The sequence below is a fragment of the Allosphingosinicella sp. genome (assembly GCF_036570505.1).
In the GTDB taxonomy this organism is placed as follows: domain Bacteria; phylum Pseudomonadota; class Alphaproteobacteria; order Sphingomonadales; family Sphingomonadaceae; genus Allosphingosinicella.
Genome location: NZ_DATCYB010000039.1, coordinates 23,742 through 41,701, shown reverse-complemented (window position 1 = coordinate 41,701; position 17,960 = coordinate 23,742). Strand labels below are relative to the sequence as shown.

Here is a 17,960-nt window from a genome sequence, read left to right as displayed (position 1 = left end):
ATCGTTTCCCGGCGGAAAGCGGGACCCAGTCGATGGCATGAATCTGGCCCCGGCTTTCGCCGGGGAACAGACTAGGCGTGCTTGAAGCCTTCCTTGTTCATCATCGTGGTTAGCTTGCTGTTCTCCTCGTCGGAGAGCTGGGCGCGGAACGGCGGGAAGATCGTCTGCTCCTCCTCGCGCATGTGCTCCTCGATCTCGCCACGGAACGCCCGGACCTTGGCGAGCCAGGCGGGGTTGTCGTTCGACATCGTCTCCAATTCGTAAAGATACGTTTTGACCATGCCGTGGTCGGAGTTGAGGTGATCCGCCTGGCCGCCATGGCCCGCCTGCCGCAGCGCCGGATAGATGACCATCTCTTCCTCGGCCGCATGCTTGCTCAGCGCATGTTTGAGCTTGGTGAGAAGGTGCGAGCGCATCATCGTCTGGCTGTCGTCCGTCGCCTCGATCTTGTCGAAGATGGCGAGCGCCATTTCATGCTCCATCTTCAGCGCCTCGAACCAGTCGCCCGCTGTGACGTTGCCGAACTGCATGAACAGCTTGCGGCCGGCATTGGCCGCCAGACCGACCGCGGCGCCCGCGACCGCGGCGCCGACCAGGACTCCCGTGTTGCCGTTGTTCCAGCTGAGCGCAGTCTTCTGGTCGCTGTGGGCCTTGCTCTCGCCGGTGCTTTTCGATTTCGTCGTCGTCGCCATCGTGACCTCCTCCTGATCAGGAAGAGGGAACAAGCGGCGCGGCAGGCCAGTTCCTGCGTTCGGCTCGGCGGACGATCCGTTGGGCGAAATTCGGCGGCTGAAAAGGAAAGTGGCTCCCCGGGACGGATTCGAACCATCGACCAACCGGTTAACAGCCGGTTGCTCTACCGCTGAGCTACCGGGGAGCAGCCCCTTGGGGCAGGCGGGCCTATAGCAGCCCCTTTTCGCGGCTGGCAAGCACCCTTGGGCGATAATCAGACGGCGAACTGTTCCATCGCGATCCGCTCGTCGAGGGCATGTTCGGGATCGAAGAGCAAGGTAAGCGCGCGGGTCCTGTCGACGGTCACCTCGACGATGGAGACCTCGCGCACCTCCATCTGGTCCGCGACGGCGGAAACGGGGCGCTTCTCGGGATCCAGGATACGGAACGAGACCTTGAGATCGTCCGGCAGGATCGCTCCGCGCCAGCGGCGGGGCCGGAAGGGGCTGATCGGTGTCAGCGCGACCATCTTCGAGGCGAGCGGCAGGATCGGACCATAGGCCGACAGGTTGTAGGCGGTCGAGCCAGCCGGGGTCGCCACCAGCACGCCGTCGCAGACCAACTCGGGCAGGACCACGCGGCCGTTGACCGACACCTCGATCCAGGCCGTCTGCCGCGTCTCGCGAAGCAGCGACACTTCGTTGATGGCGGGGTTGGTGCGCGTTTCCCCCTTGACGGTGGTCGCCACCATCTTGAGCGGCGCGACCGAGAAGACCTTCGCCCGGGCAATGCGCTCTTCCAGGCGATCGAGCCGCCAATCATTCATCAGGAAGCCGACGGTGCCGCGATTCATGCCGAAGACGGGACAAAGCTTCTCGCGGTGAAGCATTTCGTGGAGCGTCTGGAGGAGAAAGCCGTCGCCGCCTAGGGCAACGATAAGCTGCGCTTCCGAGAGCGGCACGAAATCGTAGCGCTTCCTCAGCATGCGCTCCGCCGCCTGTGCCGCCTGGGTGGAGGAGGCGACGAGCGCCATGGGCTGGTCCGTGAAGTCCCGCATCGCCGCCATAGCTACGGGGCTTGCTCGCACCGGGCAAGCGGCGGGTGTCCCAGAACGAGTCGCTCCCGGAAACGCGATTGGCGCGCGGGCGGGGGCAGGGTAGACCGCTGAAAGGCACCGTCGCCGCGGAGAGGATTGCGAAAGATCATGATCGCTGGTGGGCCGGCCGCCTTGTTCATCCTCTCCTTCCGCCATCGCGACGAACTGACGAAGGTTTCGGAAGGCGCCGGCTGGCAGCCGATCGCGGCGCGGCGCCTCGCCAATGCGGAGGCGCGGTTCATCGCCTCGAGCGCGACGGTCGCCGTGGTCGACGCGCGCGGCGCGCTCCCCGACGGGCAGGAAGCGGTACGCACGCTGGGCGACACCATCGAGGCCAATGCGGGGGCCCTGCTCGTCCTTCTGTCGCGCAATGACGGGGCGGCGCTGGACCAGTTCCACGCCGACGGAGCCACACATTTCCTAGTGAGCCCGTTCAGCGAGCAGCAGTTCGTCAAGGCCATGCAGTTCGCCGCCCGCCACGCCGAGCGCGTCGCTGGCGGTTATCGCCGCCGCGCCGGCGACGAAGGACAGGAGCGGCAGGGCTCATGGCGATGGGAGGCCGGCTCCCGCACGATCGAGCTCAGCCCCGCGCTCGCCCGAAAGGCGGGGCTCGGCGAGGACCACGGACGACGGATCAGTTTGCTGGAGCTGTTTCGCAAGCTCGATCCGGAAGGTCGCCGCGCCGCCCGGAGCGCGGTGGCGCGGCTGATGGAAACGGGGGAATCGACCGCTTTTGCCCATGAGGATTCCGAAGGGGCGCGGCTTGCCCATCATCTGCGCGCCGGCAATGAGGGGCGGGAGATCATCGGCCATACCGAGACCATCGCCGGGATCGACGCCGGTGCGTTCCAATCCCGCGATCCGATAACCGGTGTCCGCGATTCCCGCGCGGCGCGAGGCTGGATCGAGGACACGCTGATCCGCGAGGGCGGGCTTGTCGTGCTGCTTCTCGCCGTCAGCCGCTTCGACGCGATCAATGCCGCCTTCGGTCGCGCCACCGGCGACGCCGTTCTGCAAGCCGCGGCGCGCCGGATCGAGCGGCTGGTCGACGGAGGCGCGGGTAGGCGCTTCGTTGCCCGGCTGGCGGGCGCCGAGTTCGCGGTGCTGCTGGCGGCGCCGGCAAGCCTCGGCGAGGGCCGATTTCTGGCCGGAGAACTGGTCGAGGCGCTCGCCCGACCGTTCATGTCGGGTGATCATGTCATCACCCTTGGCAGCCGGGTCGGCGTCGCCGCCTCGGCACCGGGCGATAATGCCGCGACCTTGCTCCGCCGCGCCAGTGGCGCCCTCGCCGAGGCGAAAGAGTCGGAGACGGGCGCCGTCCGGGTTCTCGATTCCGCGGGAGCCGAAGATGCCGCGATCGGCGACCGGCTGGAAATCGACCTGCGCCGTGCCCTCGACAAGGACGAGATCGAGATAGTCTTCCAGCCGCAGGTCTCCGTCACCAGCGGAGACATTGTCGGCGTCGAGGCGCTGGCGCGCTGGCGGCACCCGGGTTTGGGCGAGCTGGGTGCCCCGACGCTGTTCAATGCCGCCGAGCGGTCAGACTATCTCGTCCAGCTTTCCGACCATGTGCAGAAGAAGGCCATCGCGGCGGCCGCTGCCTGGCCGGCGGCATTGTCGGGCCTCCGGCTTTCAGTCAACATCACCGCCGCCGACATCGTCCGCCCCGGCTTCGCCGCGCAGTTCCTGGCGCTGGTCGATGCGAGCGGCTTCGACCCCGGACGCGTGACGGTGGAAGTGACCGAGAGCGGGCTCATCGAGGACCTCGGTGCCGCCGCGACCTTGCTGGCGGGGCTGAGGGAAGGGGGCCTTCGCGTCGCCATCGATGATTTCGGCACCGGCTATTCGAGCCTGGCTTATCTCAAGGCCTTGCCGCTCGATTATCTCAAGATCGACAAGCGACTGGTCGAGGACATCGCCGGCTCCCCCCGCGACCGGATCGTCGTGCGCAGCGTCATCGACATGGCCCGCTCACTGGGCCTTGGCGTCATAGCCGAAGGGGTGGAAACCGAAGAGCAACTCGACCTTCTCGCGCAGGAGGGATGCACGCTCTATCAGGGCTTCCTGTGCTCCAAGCCGGTCGCTTCGGGGGCGCTGGAGGCGCTAGTGGTCGGCTGACTAGGAAAAGATGAATTCCCCTACATGCCCGGTGGGCGCGGATGTGCTAACCTTCCGCCGGTTCGATCGCGAAAAGGGCAGGGCGTGGCCGCTCCTGGTGCTGGATCCGGACATGCCGTTGTCGCCGGCGCGGGAAACGCTGGGCTGGCCGCCGCCGCGGCGCGGTCGCCGCTGTTCGATACGATTACCATCTTCGAAAAGGACCGGCTGCCCGCCGATCCGAGGCCGCGCGAGGGCGTCGCCCAGGGCCAGTATGTCCATGTCTTCCTGATCGGCGGCCTCGCCCGCCTCGACGAGCTTCGTCGACGACTTCCGGGCCGTGCCGGTCGAGCTCGGGCTGCGTGCAAGGGTGCAAAGCGCTCTGGGTGGCGGAGGGAGGATTATTTGACGATCTTCGCCAAGCCCTTCGACAACTGCAGCGCGCCGTTGATGCGGGATTGGGGGTCGGGCCAGTCGCGGGCGATGACGAGCTTGCTGTCGGGCCTTAGCTTCGCCGTGCCCTGGAGCCGCTGGACATAAGCGATCAGGCCCTCGAGGTCGGGGAAGCAGTCATTGTGGAAGTGGACGAGGGCGCCCTTGGGGCCGACGTCGAGCTTGACGATGCTCGCCTTGCGGCAATTGAGCTTCGTCTCGATGACCTTGAGAAGGTTTTCCGTTGGCGCCGGGACCTTGCCGAAACGGTCGATCATCTCGGCCGCGAAGGACTCGATGTCCTGGCGGTTCTCCAGTTCGTTCATACGGCGGTAGAGGCCCATGCGAAGGTCGAGATCGGGGACATAATCCTCGGGCAGCATGATCGGAGCGTCGACGGTGATCTGCGGGGAGAAGTCCCCGGCGCGACGTTCCAGGCCAGCGTCGCCGGCTTTGGCGGCGACGATCGCCTCCTCCAGCATCGACTGGTAGAGCTCGAAGCCGACTTCCTTGATATGGCCGGACTGCTCGTCGCCCAAAAGGTTGCCGGCGCCGCGTATGTCCAGGTCATGGCTGGCGAGCTGGAAGCCGGCGCCCAGCGAATCGAGATTGGCCAGCACTTGCAGTCGCTTGTCCGCACCCTCTGTGATCGTGCGTGAAGGCGTGGTAGTGAGATAGGCGTAGGCGCGGGTCTTGGCCCGGCCGACGCGTCCGCGGAGCTGATAGAGCTGGGCGAGGCCGAAGCGGTCGGCGCGGTGGATGATGAGGGTGTTCGCCGAGGGGATGTCGAGGCCGCTTTCGACGATGGTCGTCGAAAGGAGCACATCATATTTGCGGTCGTAGAAGGCCGACATGCGCTCCTCGACCTGGGTGGGCGCCATCTGACCGTGGGCGCTGATGAAGGTGACTTCGGGTACCTCGTCGCGGAGGAACTGCTCGATGTCCGGAAGGTCGGCGATGCGAGGGGCGACGAAATAGCTCTGGCCGCCGCGATAATGTTCGCGGAGCAGCGCCTCGCGGACGACCACCGGATCCCATGGCATGACATAGGTGCGCACCGCTAGGCGATCGACCGGCGGCGTCTGGATGACCGAAAGCTCGCGCAGGCCCGACATCGCCATTTGAAGCGTGCGCGGGATGGGCGTGGCGGTAAGCGTCAGCACATGCACGTCGGAGCGGAGCGCCTTCAGCCGCTCCTTGTGCGTCACGCCGAAGCGCTGTTCCTCGTCGACGATGACGAGGCCTAGATTCCTGAACGCGATGCCCTTGGCAAGGAGGGCGTGAGTGCCGATGACGATGTCGACCTTGCCAGCGGCGATGCCTTCCTTGGTCGCCTTGGCCTCGGCGGCGGGGACGAGCCGGGAAAGGCGGCCGATCTCGATCGGAAAGCCCTGAAAACGTTCCTTGAACGTGTTGTAATGCTGGCGGGCGAGGAGGGTGGTGGGGCAAACGAGCGCGACCTGCATGCCGGCCATCGCGGCGATGAAGGCGGCGCGCAGGGCCACCTCGGTCTTGCCGAAGCCAACGTCGCCGCAGACGAGGCGGTCCATCGGGCGGCCGGCACCCAGATCGCCGACGACCTCGCCGATGGCGCGGTCCTGGTCGTCGGTCTCCTCATAGGGGAAGCGATCGACGAAGGCGGCGTAGCCGGTGTCGGGCTCGGCGACAGCGCCGGCACGCAAGGCGCGCTGGGCCGCCGTCTTGATGAGCTCGCCCGCGATCTCGCGGATGCGCTCCTTCATCCGCGACTTGCGACGTTGCCAGGCTTCGCCGCCCAGCTTGTCGAGCGCGACGCCGTCGCTCTCGCTGCCATAACGGGAGAGGATGTCGATATTCTCGACCGGCACGTAGAGCTTGTCGCCGCCCGAATAAGAAAGGGCGACACAGTCGTGCGGCGCCTTCTGCACCGGGATCTGAGTCAGGCCCTCATAACGCCCGATACCGTGATCGGCGTGCACCACGAGATCGCCGGGCGTGAGCGTGGCGAGTTCACTGATGAAGGCGTCGGCGCTCTTCTTGCGCTTGCGGCGGCGTACGAGGCGGTCGCCGAGCATGTCCTGCTCGGTGAGGAGAGCGGCGTCCCGGGTGGTGAAACCGTGATCGAGCTGGATGACGGTGAGAGCAACGGCATCCGAGGCAGCACCACGGGCTCCCGAGGAAACGCCCAAAGCCTCCTGCCATGTGTCGGCCAGGGTCAGTTTCTTGAGGCCATGATCCTCCAGCAGCCCCTTCAATCGCTCCCGGGCGCCATTCGAATAGCTCGCCAGCACGACCTTGTGCTTCGAGCGCCGGAGCTCGGCCACTTGCGCCACGATCGCTTCATAGACGTTCGCATTCTGCGCGCGCTCGGGGGCGAAGTCGCGCGGGCCGTCGACCCCGAAATCGAGGACCGTGGCGCTTTCCGGCTCGTGAAACGGCGTGACCTGATGAAGCGGTCGTTCGACGATGATCCTCTCCCACTCGTCGCGGCCGAGATAGAGGGTTGGCGGTGCCAGCGGACGGTAGCTGCCGGGATCGGACGACTGGGCGCGCGCCCGGTTCTCATAATAATCCTGAATCGCCTCGAAACGGGCGTCGGCGGCGCCGGCGTCATGGGCGTCGCGGACGAGTAGGTCGTCTTCGGAAAGATGATCGAAGAGGGTTGAGAGCCGCTCCTCGAACAGGGGCAGCCAGTGATCGAGCCCCGCCAGCCGACGGCCGTCGGAAATCGCCTGATAGAGCGGATCGCCAGTCGCCGTGGCGCCGAACAGCTCGCGATAGCCGGAGCGGAATCGCTTGATGCTGCCTTCGTCGAGCAGCGTTTCGGAGGCGGGGAGAAGGGTGAAGCCGTCCACCGAGCCGATCGTGCGCTGCGTGGCGGGGTCGAAACGGCGGACGCTCTCTATTTCATCGCCGAAGAAATCGAGGCGCAGTGCTTCCTCCTCACCCGAGGGGAAAAGATCGACCAGCCCGCCACGCACAGCATATTCGCCGGCGTCCGCGACGGTATCGGTTCGGACGTAGCCGTTTGCCTGAAGCAGCTCGGCGAGCTTGTCGCGGTCGATCCGTTCGCCCGGGGCCAGGCGGGCTACGAGCTGGCGGACGCGAAAGGGCGTCAGCGTGCGTTGCGTCGCGGCATTGACCGTCGTGACGAGCAACTGCGGCTTGTCCGCCCTGCGCTGCAGCGCGTGCAACGTGGCGAGCCGCTCGGACGAGGAGCGGAGCGAGGGCGAGCTGCGGTCGTAGGGAAGGCAATCCCAGGCGGGGAAGGAAAGGGTCTCCAGCTTCGGCGCGAAATAATGGGCGGCATCGACGATGGAGCGCATCGCGGCTTCGTCCGGCGCAATGAAAACGGCCCGTCCCCTGGCCGCACGTGCGAGGTCGGCGGCGAGCCACGGCAGGAATCCGGCGGGAGCACCGGCCAGCGTCATCGGCTTGTTGGCCGAAAGGATTTTTTGGAGGTCGGACATCTAGCGGGCGTGCTTGATATAGTTGACGGTCTGGAGCTGCTGCATCATCGCGCCGTCCCATCGTTCCGGAGGCGCGGCGGTTCCAATGGCCCACGCCATGATATCGACGTCCTGCTCCTCCAGTAACGCTTCGAACCAGGCCATCTTCGCTTCATTCCATTCGGCTCCGTAACGATCATAGAATCCCCCGATCAGCATGTCGGCCTCCTTCGTGCCGCGATGCCAGGCGCGGAAGCGTAAGCGTTTGAGGCGGTCAGCGCGGTCCATGAGGCTCCAAGCGGAAAAGGCCGCTCTGGTGAAACCAGGCGGCTTTGAATAGGAACGCTCACTTAGTCATGCGGCCCGACATTCTCAATCCGCTGTTCGCCGAGGTGGAGGTGCTAAAGGGCATCGGTCCGACGCTCGCCAGGCCGCTGAAGCGGCTCGGCCTGGAGCGCGTGGTCGACATCCTCTTTCACCTGCCGGTCAGCTGGATCGAGCGGAAGCGGGTCGATATCGTCGATCAAGCGGATGCCGGGCGGGTGGTGACGGTGGAGGTGACGCCCGTCGACTATCGCCAGGGCGGGCCGCGAAGTCCGTTTCGCGTGCACGCCACAGACCGGGCGGGGAATTACCTAAGCCTCGTCTATTTCAACAGTCCGGGCTGGGCGAAGAAGCAGCTCAAGATCGGCGAACCGCGCGTCGTTTCCGGGCGGATGGAGCTGTATGGGCAGGAATTGCAGATCGTCCATCCGGATTATGTGCTGGCGCCCGATGAAGCGGCGACCCTGCCGGAGAGCGAACCCGTCTATCCGCTGTCCGAAGGTCTCACCAACAACCGCATGGGGCATCTCGCCGGCCAGGCGCTGGCGCGGGTGCCGGAGCTGGCCGAATGGGTTGAGCCGAGCGTGCTGAATCGGCGCGAATGGCCGGGCTGGGCCGAGGCGTTGTCGATGGCGCACCGTATGCGACATGCGGGGAAGGCGCGCGAGCGGCTCGCCTATGATGAGATATTCGCCAACCAGCTCGCGCTGATGCTGGTCCGGGCCTCGTCCCGCAAGCGAAAGGGCGTACCATTGAAGGGAGACGGGCGCCTGCGCGGACAAGTCAAGCTTCCCTATGCGCCGACCGGTGCCCAGGCGCGCGCTATCGGGGAGATCGAGGGCGATCTACAACAGGGCGTGCCGATGCTCCGCCTGCTTCAAGGCGATGTCGGTTCGGGGAAGACCCTGGTGGCCCTGAAGGCGCTGCTGATCGCGGTCGAAGGGGGCGCGCAGGGCGCATTGCTCGCGCCCACCGAAATCCTCGCGCGCCAGCATTACGAGACTCTGTCCCGCCAGCTTGCCGGTCTCCCGCTCAATGTCGCGATCCTCACCGGGCGGGAGAAGGGACGCGCCCGCGAGGCGACGCTGATGGGCCTGGCTGACGGCTCGATCGATATCCTCGTCGGAACGCACGCCATCTTCCAGCAGCACGTCGCCTATAAGCGCTTGGGTCTCGCCGTCGTCGACGAACAGCATCGCTTCGGTGTGGCCCAGCGGATGATGCTGGCCGAGAAAGCCGAGCGGCCGCCGCATCTCCTGGTCATGACCGCGACTCCGATCCCGCGCACGCTGACGCTCACTCATTATGGCGAGATGGATGTCAGCCGCCTCGACGAGATGCCGCCCGGCCGCCAGCCGATCGAGACGCGTGTGCTGAGCGCGGAGCGGCTCCCCGAGGTAGTGGACGCGCTAGGTCGTCACATCGCGGCGGGAAAGCAGGCCTATTGGGTCTGTCCTCTGGTGGAGGAGAGCGAAGCCTCCGACCAGGCCGCCGCCGAGGAAAGGGCGCAGGTTCTGAAACTCCGCTTCGGCGACCGTGTCGGGCTCGTTCACGGCCGCATGAAGGGGCCCGACAAGGATGACGTCATGGCGTCATTCCAACGCGGGGAAATTTCCGTCCTGGTGGCGACGACCGTGATCGAGGTCGGCGTCGACGTACCCAATGCCAGCCTGATGATCGTGGAGGGGGCCGACCGCTTTGGCCTCGCCCAGCTCCACCAACTGCGGGGCCGGGTAGGACGGGGCGAAGAACGCTCCGTCTGCCTCCTGCTGCGCGGCAACACCCTCAGCGAAACCGCCCGCGCCCGTCTCGCCCTGATGCGCGAGACGAATGATGGATTCCGCATGGCCGAGGAAGACCTGCGGCTGCGCGGTGCCGGTGAAATATTGGGGACCAAGCAGTCGGGCGAAGCACAGTTCCGGCTCGCCAGCCCGGAGCAAATCCAGGAGTTGGCCCAGACCGCGATGGATGATGCCCGGCTGCTGGTGGACCGTGACGGCGGCCTCGAGGGGCCGCGCGGACAAGCGGCGCGGACCCTGCTCTATCTGATGGAGCGCGATGCGGCGGTGGGGTTGCTGAGAGGCGGCTGAGTCCAACCGTTATCCGGATGACGATCAGCGCGTCAGCAGCCCGTGCTTCTTCTTGCCGAGGCTGAGCTTCAGCGGCTCGTCCGTCTCCAGCACGATCGTGAAGGTCGGATCGGAGATCACGACATTGTTGAGCCGCACCGCCCCTTCCGCGATCTTGCGCCGCGCTTCGCCGTTGGACGCCGCGAAGTCGAGCACCGTCAACGCCTGGACGATGCCCAGCCCTTCGCCTGTGACCTTCAGCGTCGGCAGGGAATCGCCGACCGCACCCTGCTCGAAGGTCTTGCGGGCCGTCTCGGCCGATTCGGCGGCGGCGGCGGCGCCATGCGCCATGGCCGTCGCCGCGTCGGCCAGCACCTTCTTGGCGTCGTTGATCTCGCTGCCCGGGAGAGCCTCCAGTCGCGCGATCTCGTCCAGCGGCAGGTCGGTGAAGAGCCTCAGGAAACGACCCACGTCCGCGTCCTGGGTGTTCCGCCAGAATTGCCAATAATCATAGGGTTTGAGTTGGTCGGCGTTGAGCCACACGGCGCCGGCAGCGGTCTTGCCCATCTTGGCGCCGTCGGCAGTGGTGATGAGCGGGGTGGTGAGGCCGAAGACCTGCTTGCCGTCCATGCGTCGCGTAAGTTCGACGCCGTTGACGATATTGCCCCACTGGTCCGAGCCGCCGAGCTGCAGCCGGCACTGGGCGCGGCGCGAGAGTTCCAGGAAATCATAGGCCTGGAGGATCATGTAGTTGAATTCGAGAAAGGTCAGCGGCTGCTCGCGCGACAGGCGGAGCTGGACGCTGTCGAAGGTCAGCATCCGGTTGATCGTGAAATGCGGCCCGACGTCGCGGAGGAAGTCGATATACTGAAGCCCGCTCAACCACTCGTCATTGTCGAGCATGACCGCGTCGGTCGGCCCGTCGCCGAAGGTCAGGAAATGTTCGAAGACGCGCCGGATCGAGGCGATGTTGGCCTGGATGTCCGCGTCCGTCAGGAGCCTGCGGCTTTCGTCGCGGCCGGAGGGGTCGCCGATCTTGGTCGTCCCGCCGCCCATCAGCACGATCGGCTTGTGCCCCGCCTGCTGCATCCGCCGCAGCATCATGATCTGGACGAGGCTGCCGACATGAAGCGAAGGCGCGGTGGCGTCGAAACCGATATAGCCTGGCACGATCTCGTTGGCCGCCAGGGCGTCCAGCCCCTCGGCATCCGTCAACTGGTGGATATAGCCGCGCTCGTCGAGTAGGCGGAGGAGGTCGGACTTGTACTGGCTCATGGGATGCGCGGTTACATGGCGGAGGTGAGGCTGGCAATCGGGCTGCTAACGGGGGCGGCATGCGACTGACGTTGCGGTGCCATCCGCAGACGCCTTGCGATGCCGTCAAACGCATTGAAGTGGTGGTCGAGCGTCCGAAGCCCGGCGGATTGGCGTTGCACTACTTCGTGACGGGAACGATCGCCGACGTCCTCCTGCCGTCTCCAGCGGCGCCGACGCGCAGCGAAGGCCTGTGGGAGCATAGCTGTTTCGAGGCGTTCCTCCGCCCGACCGCCGGGTCGGCCTATCACGAGTTCAATTTCGCACCTTCCACACGGTGGGCCGCTTATGCTTTCAAGCGTTATCGCGAAGGCAGGATCGACGCCGAGGTGGAGCCGCCGGTCATCGAAGCCAGCGCGCATGCCGGTAGCTATGAACTGCGCGCCACGCTCAATTTCCCAATGGGAATGCCCGCTGAGCTCGGCCTTTCAGCGGTAATCGAGGATACGAACGGCCGTAAATCCTATTGGGCGCTAGCCCATCCGCCGGGGGGTCCGGATTTTCATCATGAGGATTGCTTTGCGCTTCAACTCCCGCCAGCAGCTTGAGCCATGAAATTCGGTATCGATCGCCTTCTCGCCGACCCGGGCCTTCGTGCCCCGCTGAAAGGCAAGCGCGTCGCCTTGCTCGCGCATCCGGCCTCGGTCACGGCAAACCTCATCCATTCGCTCGACGCCCTGGCCGCTTGCGACGACCTCAACATCACCGCCGCTTTCGGCCCGCAACACGGCCTGCGCGGCGACAAGCAGGACAATATGATGGAATCGCCGGATTATACCGATCCGGTCCACGGCATCCCGGTCTTCAGCCTCTATGGCGAAGTGCGCCGCCCCACCGGTCAGTCGATGGGCACCTTCGACGTTCTGCTCGTCGACCTCCAGGACTTGGGCTGCCGCATCTATACATTCATCACGACCCTGCTCTACGTCCTCGAAGCGGCGGCCGACCATGGCAAGGAAGTGTGGGTGCTCGATAGACCCAATCCCGCCGGGCGGCCTGTCGAGGGCCTCGTCCTTCGCTCCGGCTGGGAAAGCTTCGTCGGCGCCGGGCCGATGCCGATGCGCCACGGCCTGACGCTCGGCGAGTTGGGCCTCTGGTTCGTCGAGAGAATGAAGCGCGACGTCGCCTATCGCGTCATCGAGATGGACGGCTACAAGCCCGACGCCCCCCCCGGTTACGGCTGGCCGCTGGAAGAGCGCATCTGGATCAATCCCAGCCCCAACGCCCCCAACCTCACCATGGCCCGCGCTTATGCCGGTACGGTGATGCTGGAAGGCACGACCCTGTCGGAAGGGCGGGGCACCACCCGCCCGCTCGAACTGTTCGGCGCGCCCGATATCGACGCGAAGGCTGTCTTGGGGGAAATGCACTCCCTCGCACCCGGGTGGTTGAAGGGTTGCGCGCTACGGCACTGCTGGTTCGAGCCGACCTTTCACAAACATACGAGCAGGTTGTGTAATGGTCTTCAGATCCACGCCGAAGGCGCCTTTTACGACCACGAGGCCTTCAAACCGTGGCGCCTCCAAGCGCTCGCATTCAAGGCGATCCGGCACCTCTATCCCGATTACCCGCTGTGGCGCGACTTCCCCTACGAATACGAGTTTGGCAAGCTCGCCATCGACGTCATCAACGGTGGCCCTTCGCTTAGGGAATGGGTGGACGATGCGGCCGCGATGCCGGAAGACCTGGACGCACTGACCCTGTCGGACGAGCGGGCATGGGCGGAAGAACGTCTGCCCTATCTACGCTACCCATGACGGCGGGCGAGACGCCCGAGGCGCTGCTCAGGCGAGCCACCGAGCTTCAGCGGGCCGGGCGGGTACGCGAGGCGATCGAAACCTATGAACGCCTGCTCGCCGTTCGCCCGGACCTGCCTGACAGCTGGTACAATCTCGGCTACCTCCAGCGCTGGGCCGGGCAATTCGAGGCGGCGCTGGCATCCTATCAGCAGGCGCTAGACCGGGGGGTTAGCCAGCCGGAGGAGGCCCATCTCAATCGCGGCGTCATCTTCGCTGATCATCGCGCCCGGAGCGACGAGGCCGAGACGGAGCTGAAGGCGGCCCTGGCCCTCAACCCGCGCTACGTGCCCGCCTGGCTCAACCTCGGCAATCTCCACGAGGATCGGGGGGATCGATCGGAGGCGCGGCGGGCCTACGGGCAGGTGCTGGCTCTGGAGCCCGACAATGCGCTGGCCCTCACGCGGCTCGCGGGGCTCACGGCGATTGAGGGGCCGGACGATCCCATGATTGAGCGATTGCGGCAAGCCATCGCGCGGCCGGGCGCCAGTGCCGCCGATCGGGCGGACCTAGGCTTCGCGCTCGGCCAGGCGCTCGACGCCGCCGAGGCCTATGATGGGGCCTTCGCCGCCTATGGCGAGGCCAACGCCGCCAGCCGCGAGAGCGCCAACCCGCCGGTCCGCTACGCCGCCGCGGCCGTGGAGAGCTTGGTGGATCGCCTGATCCGGGCTTTCCCTGCCCCTGTCTCCCACGCGCGAACACCGACGGGCGCTCCGATCTTCATCTGCGGCCTGTTCCGCTCGGGCTCGACCCTGGCCGAACAGATATTGGCGAGCCACAGCCGGGTAACGGCGGGCGGTGAGATGAACCTGCTCCCCGCCCTCATCCAGGCGGAACTCCAGCCCTATCCCGAGGCGGCGGCGAAGGCCGACCCCGAAATGCCCGATCGCCTCCGCCGCGCCTATCTGGAGCGGCTTCGCGCTATCCATCCCGGCGCCAACCTCGTCACCGACAAGCGGCCCGACAATTTCCTCCACATTGGCCTCATCAAGACCCTCTTCCCGGACGCGAAGATCATCCACACCCTCCGCGAGGCGATCGACAACATCCTATCGATCTACTTCCTCCACCTCGACCACAGCATGCCCTACGCGCTCGACCTGATGGACACGGCCCATTGGCACGGCGAGTACCGCCGCCTGATGGCGCACTGGCAGGCACTCTACCCGGACGACATCCACGACCTCGACTACGAAGCCTTGGTCGCCGAGCCCAAGCCCACCATCGAGCGCCTCCTCGCCTTCTGCGGTCTGGAATGGGAAGACGCCTGCCTTTCGTTCCACGAGACGGATACGGCGGTGAGAACGGCCAGCGTCTGGCAGGTGCGTCAGCCCATCTACCGCCGCTCCGCCGGCCGCTGGCGCAATTATGAGGGGCACCTCAAACAGGTGCGGGCGGTGCTCGAAGGCGAACAAGGGGCGCGCTGACCCGGCTCGGGCGCTCCCCCGTCCGTCACTGAGCGACGGTTACGATCTGGGGCGCCGGCGCGAACGGCTTTATCCCGAAGTGAGGATAGATCTCGCTCGGGAAGTAGACGGTGCCATTGGCAACCACCATCGAAATCGCCTTGAGCGCCTTGAGGTCCTTCGTGGGATCAGCGGTGACGAGGAAGAAATCGGCTAATTTGCCGTCCTCGATCGAGCCCAGATCCTCATCCTGGCCGAGATATTCCGCCATGCCGAGCGTCGCCAGCCGCAGCACCTCGGGCGCGGTGTAGCCGGCGCGCTGGAACAGTTCGAGCTCGCGGTGATAGGCGAAGGAGCCGCCCATGTCGGTCCCCGGCACCATGAAGATGCCGCGGGCTTTCATCATCCGTACCGTGGCCAAGATCTGCTCGAAGGCACCGCGATATTTCTCGTCCTGGCCCGGCGCCGAAACGTCCGCCCAGGCTTCCTTCAGGCCGCGTTGCTGGCCGACCGGCATATGGTCGTAAATGTCGGCGAAGCTCGGCGACACCTTCCCGTTGCGGCCGAGCAGCAGATTCTCGTGAATGGTGATGGTGGGGTCGATGGCGACGTCATTGCGTGCCATCATGTCCAGCGTGCGCTGCACCGGAGCGCTGGAAAGGTCGAGGTCGGGGAGCCGATCCAGCGCCGTGAGGCGCAACAAGGTTCGGGTGTCTTCGCCTTCCTCCAGTACCCAGCCGAGCATCACCTGATTGATGTGGGTGAGTTCGTCGAAACCGGCCTCGATCATGGCGTCGGCATCGGAGAAAGCGGGGACGTGTCCCGCGACCTGCAGCCCTAGCCGGTGCGCTTCTTCGACCAGGTCGGGCGCCCATTCCGGCGTCATCGAATTGTAGAGCTTCACCTGATGGTAGCCGCGCGCCGCGTACCAGCGCACTTGGCCGAGCGCCTCCTCCTTCGTCTCGACCAGCTCACCGGTCTGCGAGCTGAAGGGGCTCTTACCTTCGATGAAGCCGCTGCGGGTGATCCGCGGCCCCGCGATGGTCCCGGCGTCAACGCGCTGGATAAGACCGTCGAGCACGTCATTCTCGTTACCCATGTCGCGCACCGAGGTGATCCCGGCGGCGACGTTGAGCAGCGCGCCGCCCTGCGAGATGTGGCCATGCATCTCGTACAGGCCGGGGACGAGCGTGCCTCCGGTGCCGTCGATCACCGTCTCGCCCTGAGTGGCGGGCGCGTCGTTCGGCTGTACGCTGCTGATCCGCTCGTTATGCCAGACGACCGCAAAGGGTCCTTTACGGGTCATGTCTTGGGCATCGAAGATGTAGACGTTACGAAGCCGCACCGGCCCTTCGAAATCGTGCGCCGCCTCCTGCTGGATACGGACGAAACGGTCAGTCGAGAGCTGTTCGGCATAGTCACGGAGCTTCTGGTCCGCCGCTTCATAGCCGGCGCGGACAATGGCGAAGCGGGGGCTCGCCAGCGCGAACAGCTTCCCTTCAGGATCAAGCGCCAAGTAGCTGGGATTAAGATCGAGGCCGCTGAGCTCGTACATCGTCGCCGCCACCGGCCCGTCGGGCCCTTCGAACGTCATCGTCTCGCGCGCGACAAGGCTGGCGGTGCCGCCCGGCAGTACTACCATGCTCCGGTCCTCGTCCGCGAGCAGGGCGCGGGCCAGCAACGCCAGCGACCAGGGGCTTCCGTTCTGCGGCACGTAGAAGCGCGCGTCGGTCCCGGCCGCCTGTCCTTCGCCGGTCGCGTCTCGCCACGTCGCCGTGCCGCCTTCGCGCGCGAAGCTCTCGTCGACCTTGTTGCCGAAGGTGGTCGCCCCGTCGATGTCCCAGCGGACCGGATAACCCTCGGCATCGAGCGCGATCACCTCGGCGATGGTCGGCCCGCGGCCGTTATTCTTGTAATCATAGTCGATGGCCACCCGCTGCGCCTCGACGTTGGCCTTGAGGTGCCCGACATCGTTCCCGCCGGAAAGCACGCGATATTCCTGGACTTCGGCGATGGCCGGCGCTGCCGACAGGATCGTGGCCGCGAGGAGAAGATATTTCAGCATTAGGAAAGCGCCCCCTGGCTAGACTAGGAGCGAAACGATGCCCGCCGCCAAGGCTCATGACAAGCTGCGGCTAACCTCAGTTCTTCCGGCTCAACGTCCGCATCGCTTCGTCCAGCCCCTCCAGCGTCAGCGGATACATTCGGTCCTGCATCAAGGCTCGGATGAGGCCGATGGACTGGGAATATCCCCAATATTGCTCGCCGAGCGGGTTCAGCCAGACGGCAGATGGGTAGGTGTTGACCATCCGCTGCATCCACACGGCGCCGGCTTGCTCGTTGAAATGCTCGATCGAACCGCCGGGATGGCTGATCTCATAGGGGCTCATCGAGGCGTCGCCGATGAAGACGAGTTTATAGTCGTGGCCGAATTTGTGGAGCACGTCCCAGGTGGGGGTGCGCTCGGAGTGGCGACGGCGGTTGTCCGTCCATACGCTCTCGTAGACGCAGTTGTGGAAGTAGAAGAATTCTAGGTTCTTGAATTCGCTATGGGCCGCGCTGAATAGTTCCTCGCAGACCTTTATGTGAGGATCCATCGATCCGCCGACATCGAGGAAGAGGAGCAGCTTCACCGCATTATGCCGCTCCGGCCGCATCCGGATGTCGAGCCAGCCACGGCGGGCGGTGCCGTCGATGGTGGCGTCGAGATCAAGCTCCTCGGCCGCGCCCTCGCGGGCGAAGCGGCGGAGGCGACGGAGCGCGACCTTGATGTTCCGGGTGCCGAGCTCCTTCGAATTGTCGAGATTCCTGAACTCGCGCTTGTCCCAGACCTTGATGGCGCGACCCTGTCGCCCGCCGTCCTGGCCGATGCGGACGCCTTCCGGATTGTAGCCATAGGCGCCGAAAGGGGAGGTGCCGCCGGTGCCGATCCACTTGCTGCCGCCCTGGTGCCGCCCCTTCTGCTCCCCCAGTCGTGCTTTCAACGCCTCCATGATCTCGTCCCAGGAGCCGAGCGACTTGATCTCCTCCATCTGCTCCGGCGTCAGGTAAAGCTCGGCCACTTTGTGCAGCCATTCTTCGGGGATCGGCACCGCTTCGGTGCCGTAGCTGGTTTCGATCCCCTTGAAGACCTTGCCGAACACCTGATCGAAACGGTCGAGTAGCCCCTCGTCTTTCACGAAGGTGGCGCGGGCGAGATAGTAGAATTCCTCCGGCCGCGCGGCGATGACCGCGGCGTCGAGCGCTTCCAGTAAGATCAGATGCTCCTTCATCGAGGCGGGGATGCCCGCGGCGCGCAGCTCGTCGACGAAGGAGAAGAACATGGG

General features: G+C 65.6%; 12 protein-coding genes and 1 tRNA gene. 5 read left to right on the top strand and 8 right to left on the bottom strand.

What is annotated here, in order from left to right:
- Positions 1 to 71 precede the first annotated feature (71 nt).
- The 3 genes from VIR62_RS03150 to VIR62_RS03140 form a co-directional block, all read right to left on the bottom strand.
- Positions 72 to 692, bottom strand: coding sequence for a hemerythrin domain-containing protein (locus VIR62_RS03150; protein WP_431868617.1), 621 nt, complete (start codon positions 690 to 692; stop codon positions 72 to 74).
- 110 nt (positions 693 to 802) lie between these two features.
- Positions 803 to 877: transfer RNA gene (locus VIR62_RS03145), tRNA-Asn, on the bottom strand.
- A gap of 69 nt (positions 878 to 946) precedes the next feature.
- Positions 947 to 1,729, bottom strand: coding sequence for an NAD kinase (locus VIR62_RS03140; RefSeq protein WP_431868616.1), 783 nt, complete (start codon positions 1,727 to 1,729; stop codon positions 947 to 949).
- A gap of 147 nt (positions 1,730 to 1,876) precedes the next feature.
- Between VIR62_RS03140 and VIR62_RS03135 the strand changes: the two genes are divergently transcribed.
- A complete protein-coding gene (locus VIR62_RS03135) occupies positions 1,877 to 3,886 on the top strand; it encodes a putative bifunctional diguanylate cyclase/phosphodiesterase (protein WP_431868614.1) in 2,010 nt (669 codons plus the stop codon).
- A gap of 380 nt (positions 3,887 to 4,266) precedes the next feature.
- On the opposite strand, the gene mfd is transcribed toward VIR62_RS03135, so the two are convergent.
- Positions 4,267 to 7,746 (bottom strand): transcription-repair coupling factor, encoded by a 3,480-nt coding sequence (gene mfd / locus VIR62_RS03130; protein ID WP_431868613.1) that lies wholly within the window; start codon positions 7,744 to 7,746, stop codon positions 4,267 to 4,269.
- Positions 7,747 to 8,013: a succinate dehydrogenase assembly factor 2 gene (locus VIR62_RS03125; RefSeq protein ID WP_431868612.1), complete on the bottom strand. Its 267-nt coding sequence runs from the start codon at positions 8,011 to 8,013 to the stop codon at positions 7,747 to 7,749.
- A 68-nt stretch (positions 8,014 to 8,081) separates the two neighbouring features.
- On the opposite strand from VIR62_RS03125, the gene recG reads away from it, so the two are divergent.
- Complete coding sequence (gene recG, locus VIR62_RS03120) at positions 8,082 to 10,139, top strand: ATP-dependent DNA helicase RecG (protein WP_431868610.1); 2,058 nt, start codon at positions 8,082 to 8,084, stop codon at positions 10,137 to 10,139.
- A gap of 24 nt (positions 10,140 to 10,163) precedes the next feature.
- Here recG and tyrS read toward each other — a convergent pair whose 3' ends face one another.
- Complete coding sequence (tyrS, locus tag VIR62_RS03115; protein ID WP_431868608.1) at positions 10,164 to 11,393, bottom strand: tyrosine--tRNA ligase; 1,230 nt, start codon at positions 11,391 to 11,393, stop codon at positions 10,164 to 10,166.
- A 59-nt stretch (positions 11,394 to 11,452) separates the two neighbouring features.
- Between tyrS and VIR62_RS03110 the strand changes: the two genes are divergently transcribed.
- From VIR62_RS03110 to VIR62_RS03100, 3 genes are read left to right on the top strand one after another with little or no spacing between them, the layout of a single operon-like run.
- Entirely contained in the window at positions 11,453 to 11,980 is a 528-nt protein-coding gene (locus tag VIR62_RS03110) for a DOMON-like domain-containing protein (RefSeq protein ID WP_431868607.1), read from the top strand.
- 3 nt (positions 11,981 to 11,983) lie between these two features.
- Positions 11,984 to 13,189, top strand: a complete 1,206-nt coding sequence (locus VIR62_RS03105) for an exo-beta-N-acetylmuramidase NamZ family protein (protein WP_431868605.1) — start codon at positions 11,984 to 11,986, stop codon at positions 13,187 to 13,189.
- Positions 13,186 to 14,655: a tetratricopeptide repeat-containing sulfotransferase family protein gene (locus tag VIR62_RS03100; RefSeq protein WP_431868604.1), complete on the top strand. Its 1,470-nt coding sequence runs from the start codon at positions 13,186 to 13,188 to the stop codon at positions 14,653 to 14,655. The genes VIR62_RS03105 and VIR62_RS03100 overlap by 4 nt, the downstream gene beginning before the upstream one ends.
- Positions 14,656 to 14,680: 25 nt before the next feature.
- Here the strand turns inward: VIR62_RS03100 and VIR62_RS03095 are convergent, their stop codons facing one another.
- Positions 14,681 to 16,699 (bottom strand): amidohydrolase family protein, encoded by a 2,019-nt coding sequence (locus tag VIR62_RS03095; RefSeq protein WP_431868602.1) that lies wholly within the window; start codon positions 16,697 to 16,699, stop codon positions 14,681 to 14,683.
- A gap of 76 nt (positions 16,700 to 16,775) precedes the next feature.
- Positions 16,776 to 17,957: a vWA domain-containing protein gene (locus VIR62_RS03090; RefSeq protein ID WP_431868600.1), complete on the bottom strand. Its 1,182-nt coding sequence runs from the start codon at positions 17,955 to 17,957 to the stop codon at positions 16,776 to 16,778.
- Between the last annotated feature and the right edge of the window lie 3 nt (positions 17,958 to 17,960).

Bases quoted from the DNA above. Each gene is read 5' to 3' on its own strand.
- VIR62_RS03150 (WP_431868617.1), bottom strand. From the start codon at position 692: ATGGCGACGACGACGAAATCGAAAAGCACCGGCGAGAGCAAGGCCCAC.
- VIR62_RS03140 (WP_431868616.1), bottom strand. From the start codon at position 1,729: ATGCGGGACTTCACGGACCAGCCCATGGCGCTCGTCGCCTCCTCCACC.
- VIR62_RS03135 (WP_431868614.1), top strand. From the start codon at position 1,877: ATGATCGCTGGTGGGCCGGCCGCCTTGTTCATCCTCTCCTTCCGCCAT.
- mfd (WP_431868613.1), bottom strand. From the start codon at position 7,746: ATGTCCGACCTCCAAAAAATCCTTTCGGCCAACAAGCCGATGACGCTG.
- VIR62_RS03125 (WP_431868612.1), bottom strand. From the start codon at position 8,013: ATGGACCGCGCTGACCGCCTCAAACGCTTACGCTTCCGCGCCTGGCAT.
- recG (WP_431868610.1), top strand. From the start codon at position 8,082: ATGCGGCCCGACATTCTCAATCCGCTGTTCGCCGAGGTGGAGGTGCTA.
- tyrS (WP_431868608.1), bottom strand. From the start codon at position 11,393: ATGAGCCAGTACAAGTCCGACCTCCTCCGCCTACTCGACGAGCGCGGC.
- VIR62_RS03110 (WP_431868607.1), top strand. From the start codon at position 11,453: ATGCGACTGACGTTGCGGTGCCATCCGCAGACGCCTTGCGATGCCGTC.
- VIR62_RS03105 (WP_431868605.1), top strand. From the start codon at position 11,984: ATGAAATTCGGTATCGATCGCCTTCTCGCCGACCCGGGCCTTCGTGCC.
- VIR62_RS03100 (WP_431868604.1), top strand. From the start codon at position 13,186: ATGACGGCGGGCGAGACGCCCGAGGCGCTGCTCAGGCGAGCCACCGAG.
- VIR62_RS03095 (WP_431868602.1), bottom strand. From the start codon at position 16,699: ATGCTGAAATATCTTCTCCTCGCGGCCACGATCCTGTCGGCAGCGCCG.
- VIR62_RS03090 (WP_431868600.1), bottom strand. From the start codon at position 17,957: ATGTTCTTCTCCTTCGTCGACGAGCTGCGCGCCGCGGGCATCCCCGCC.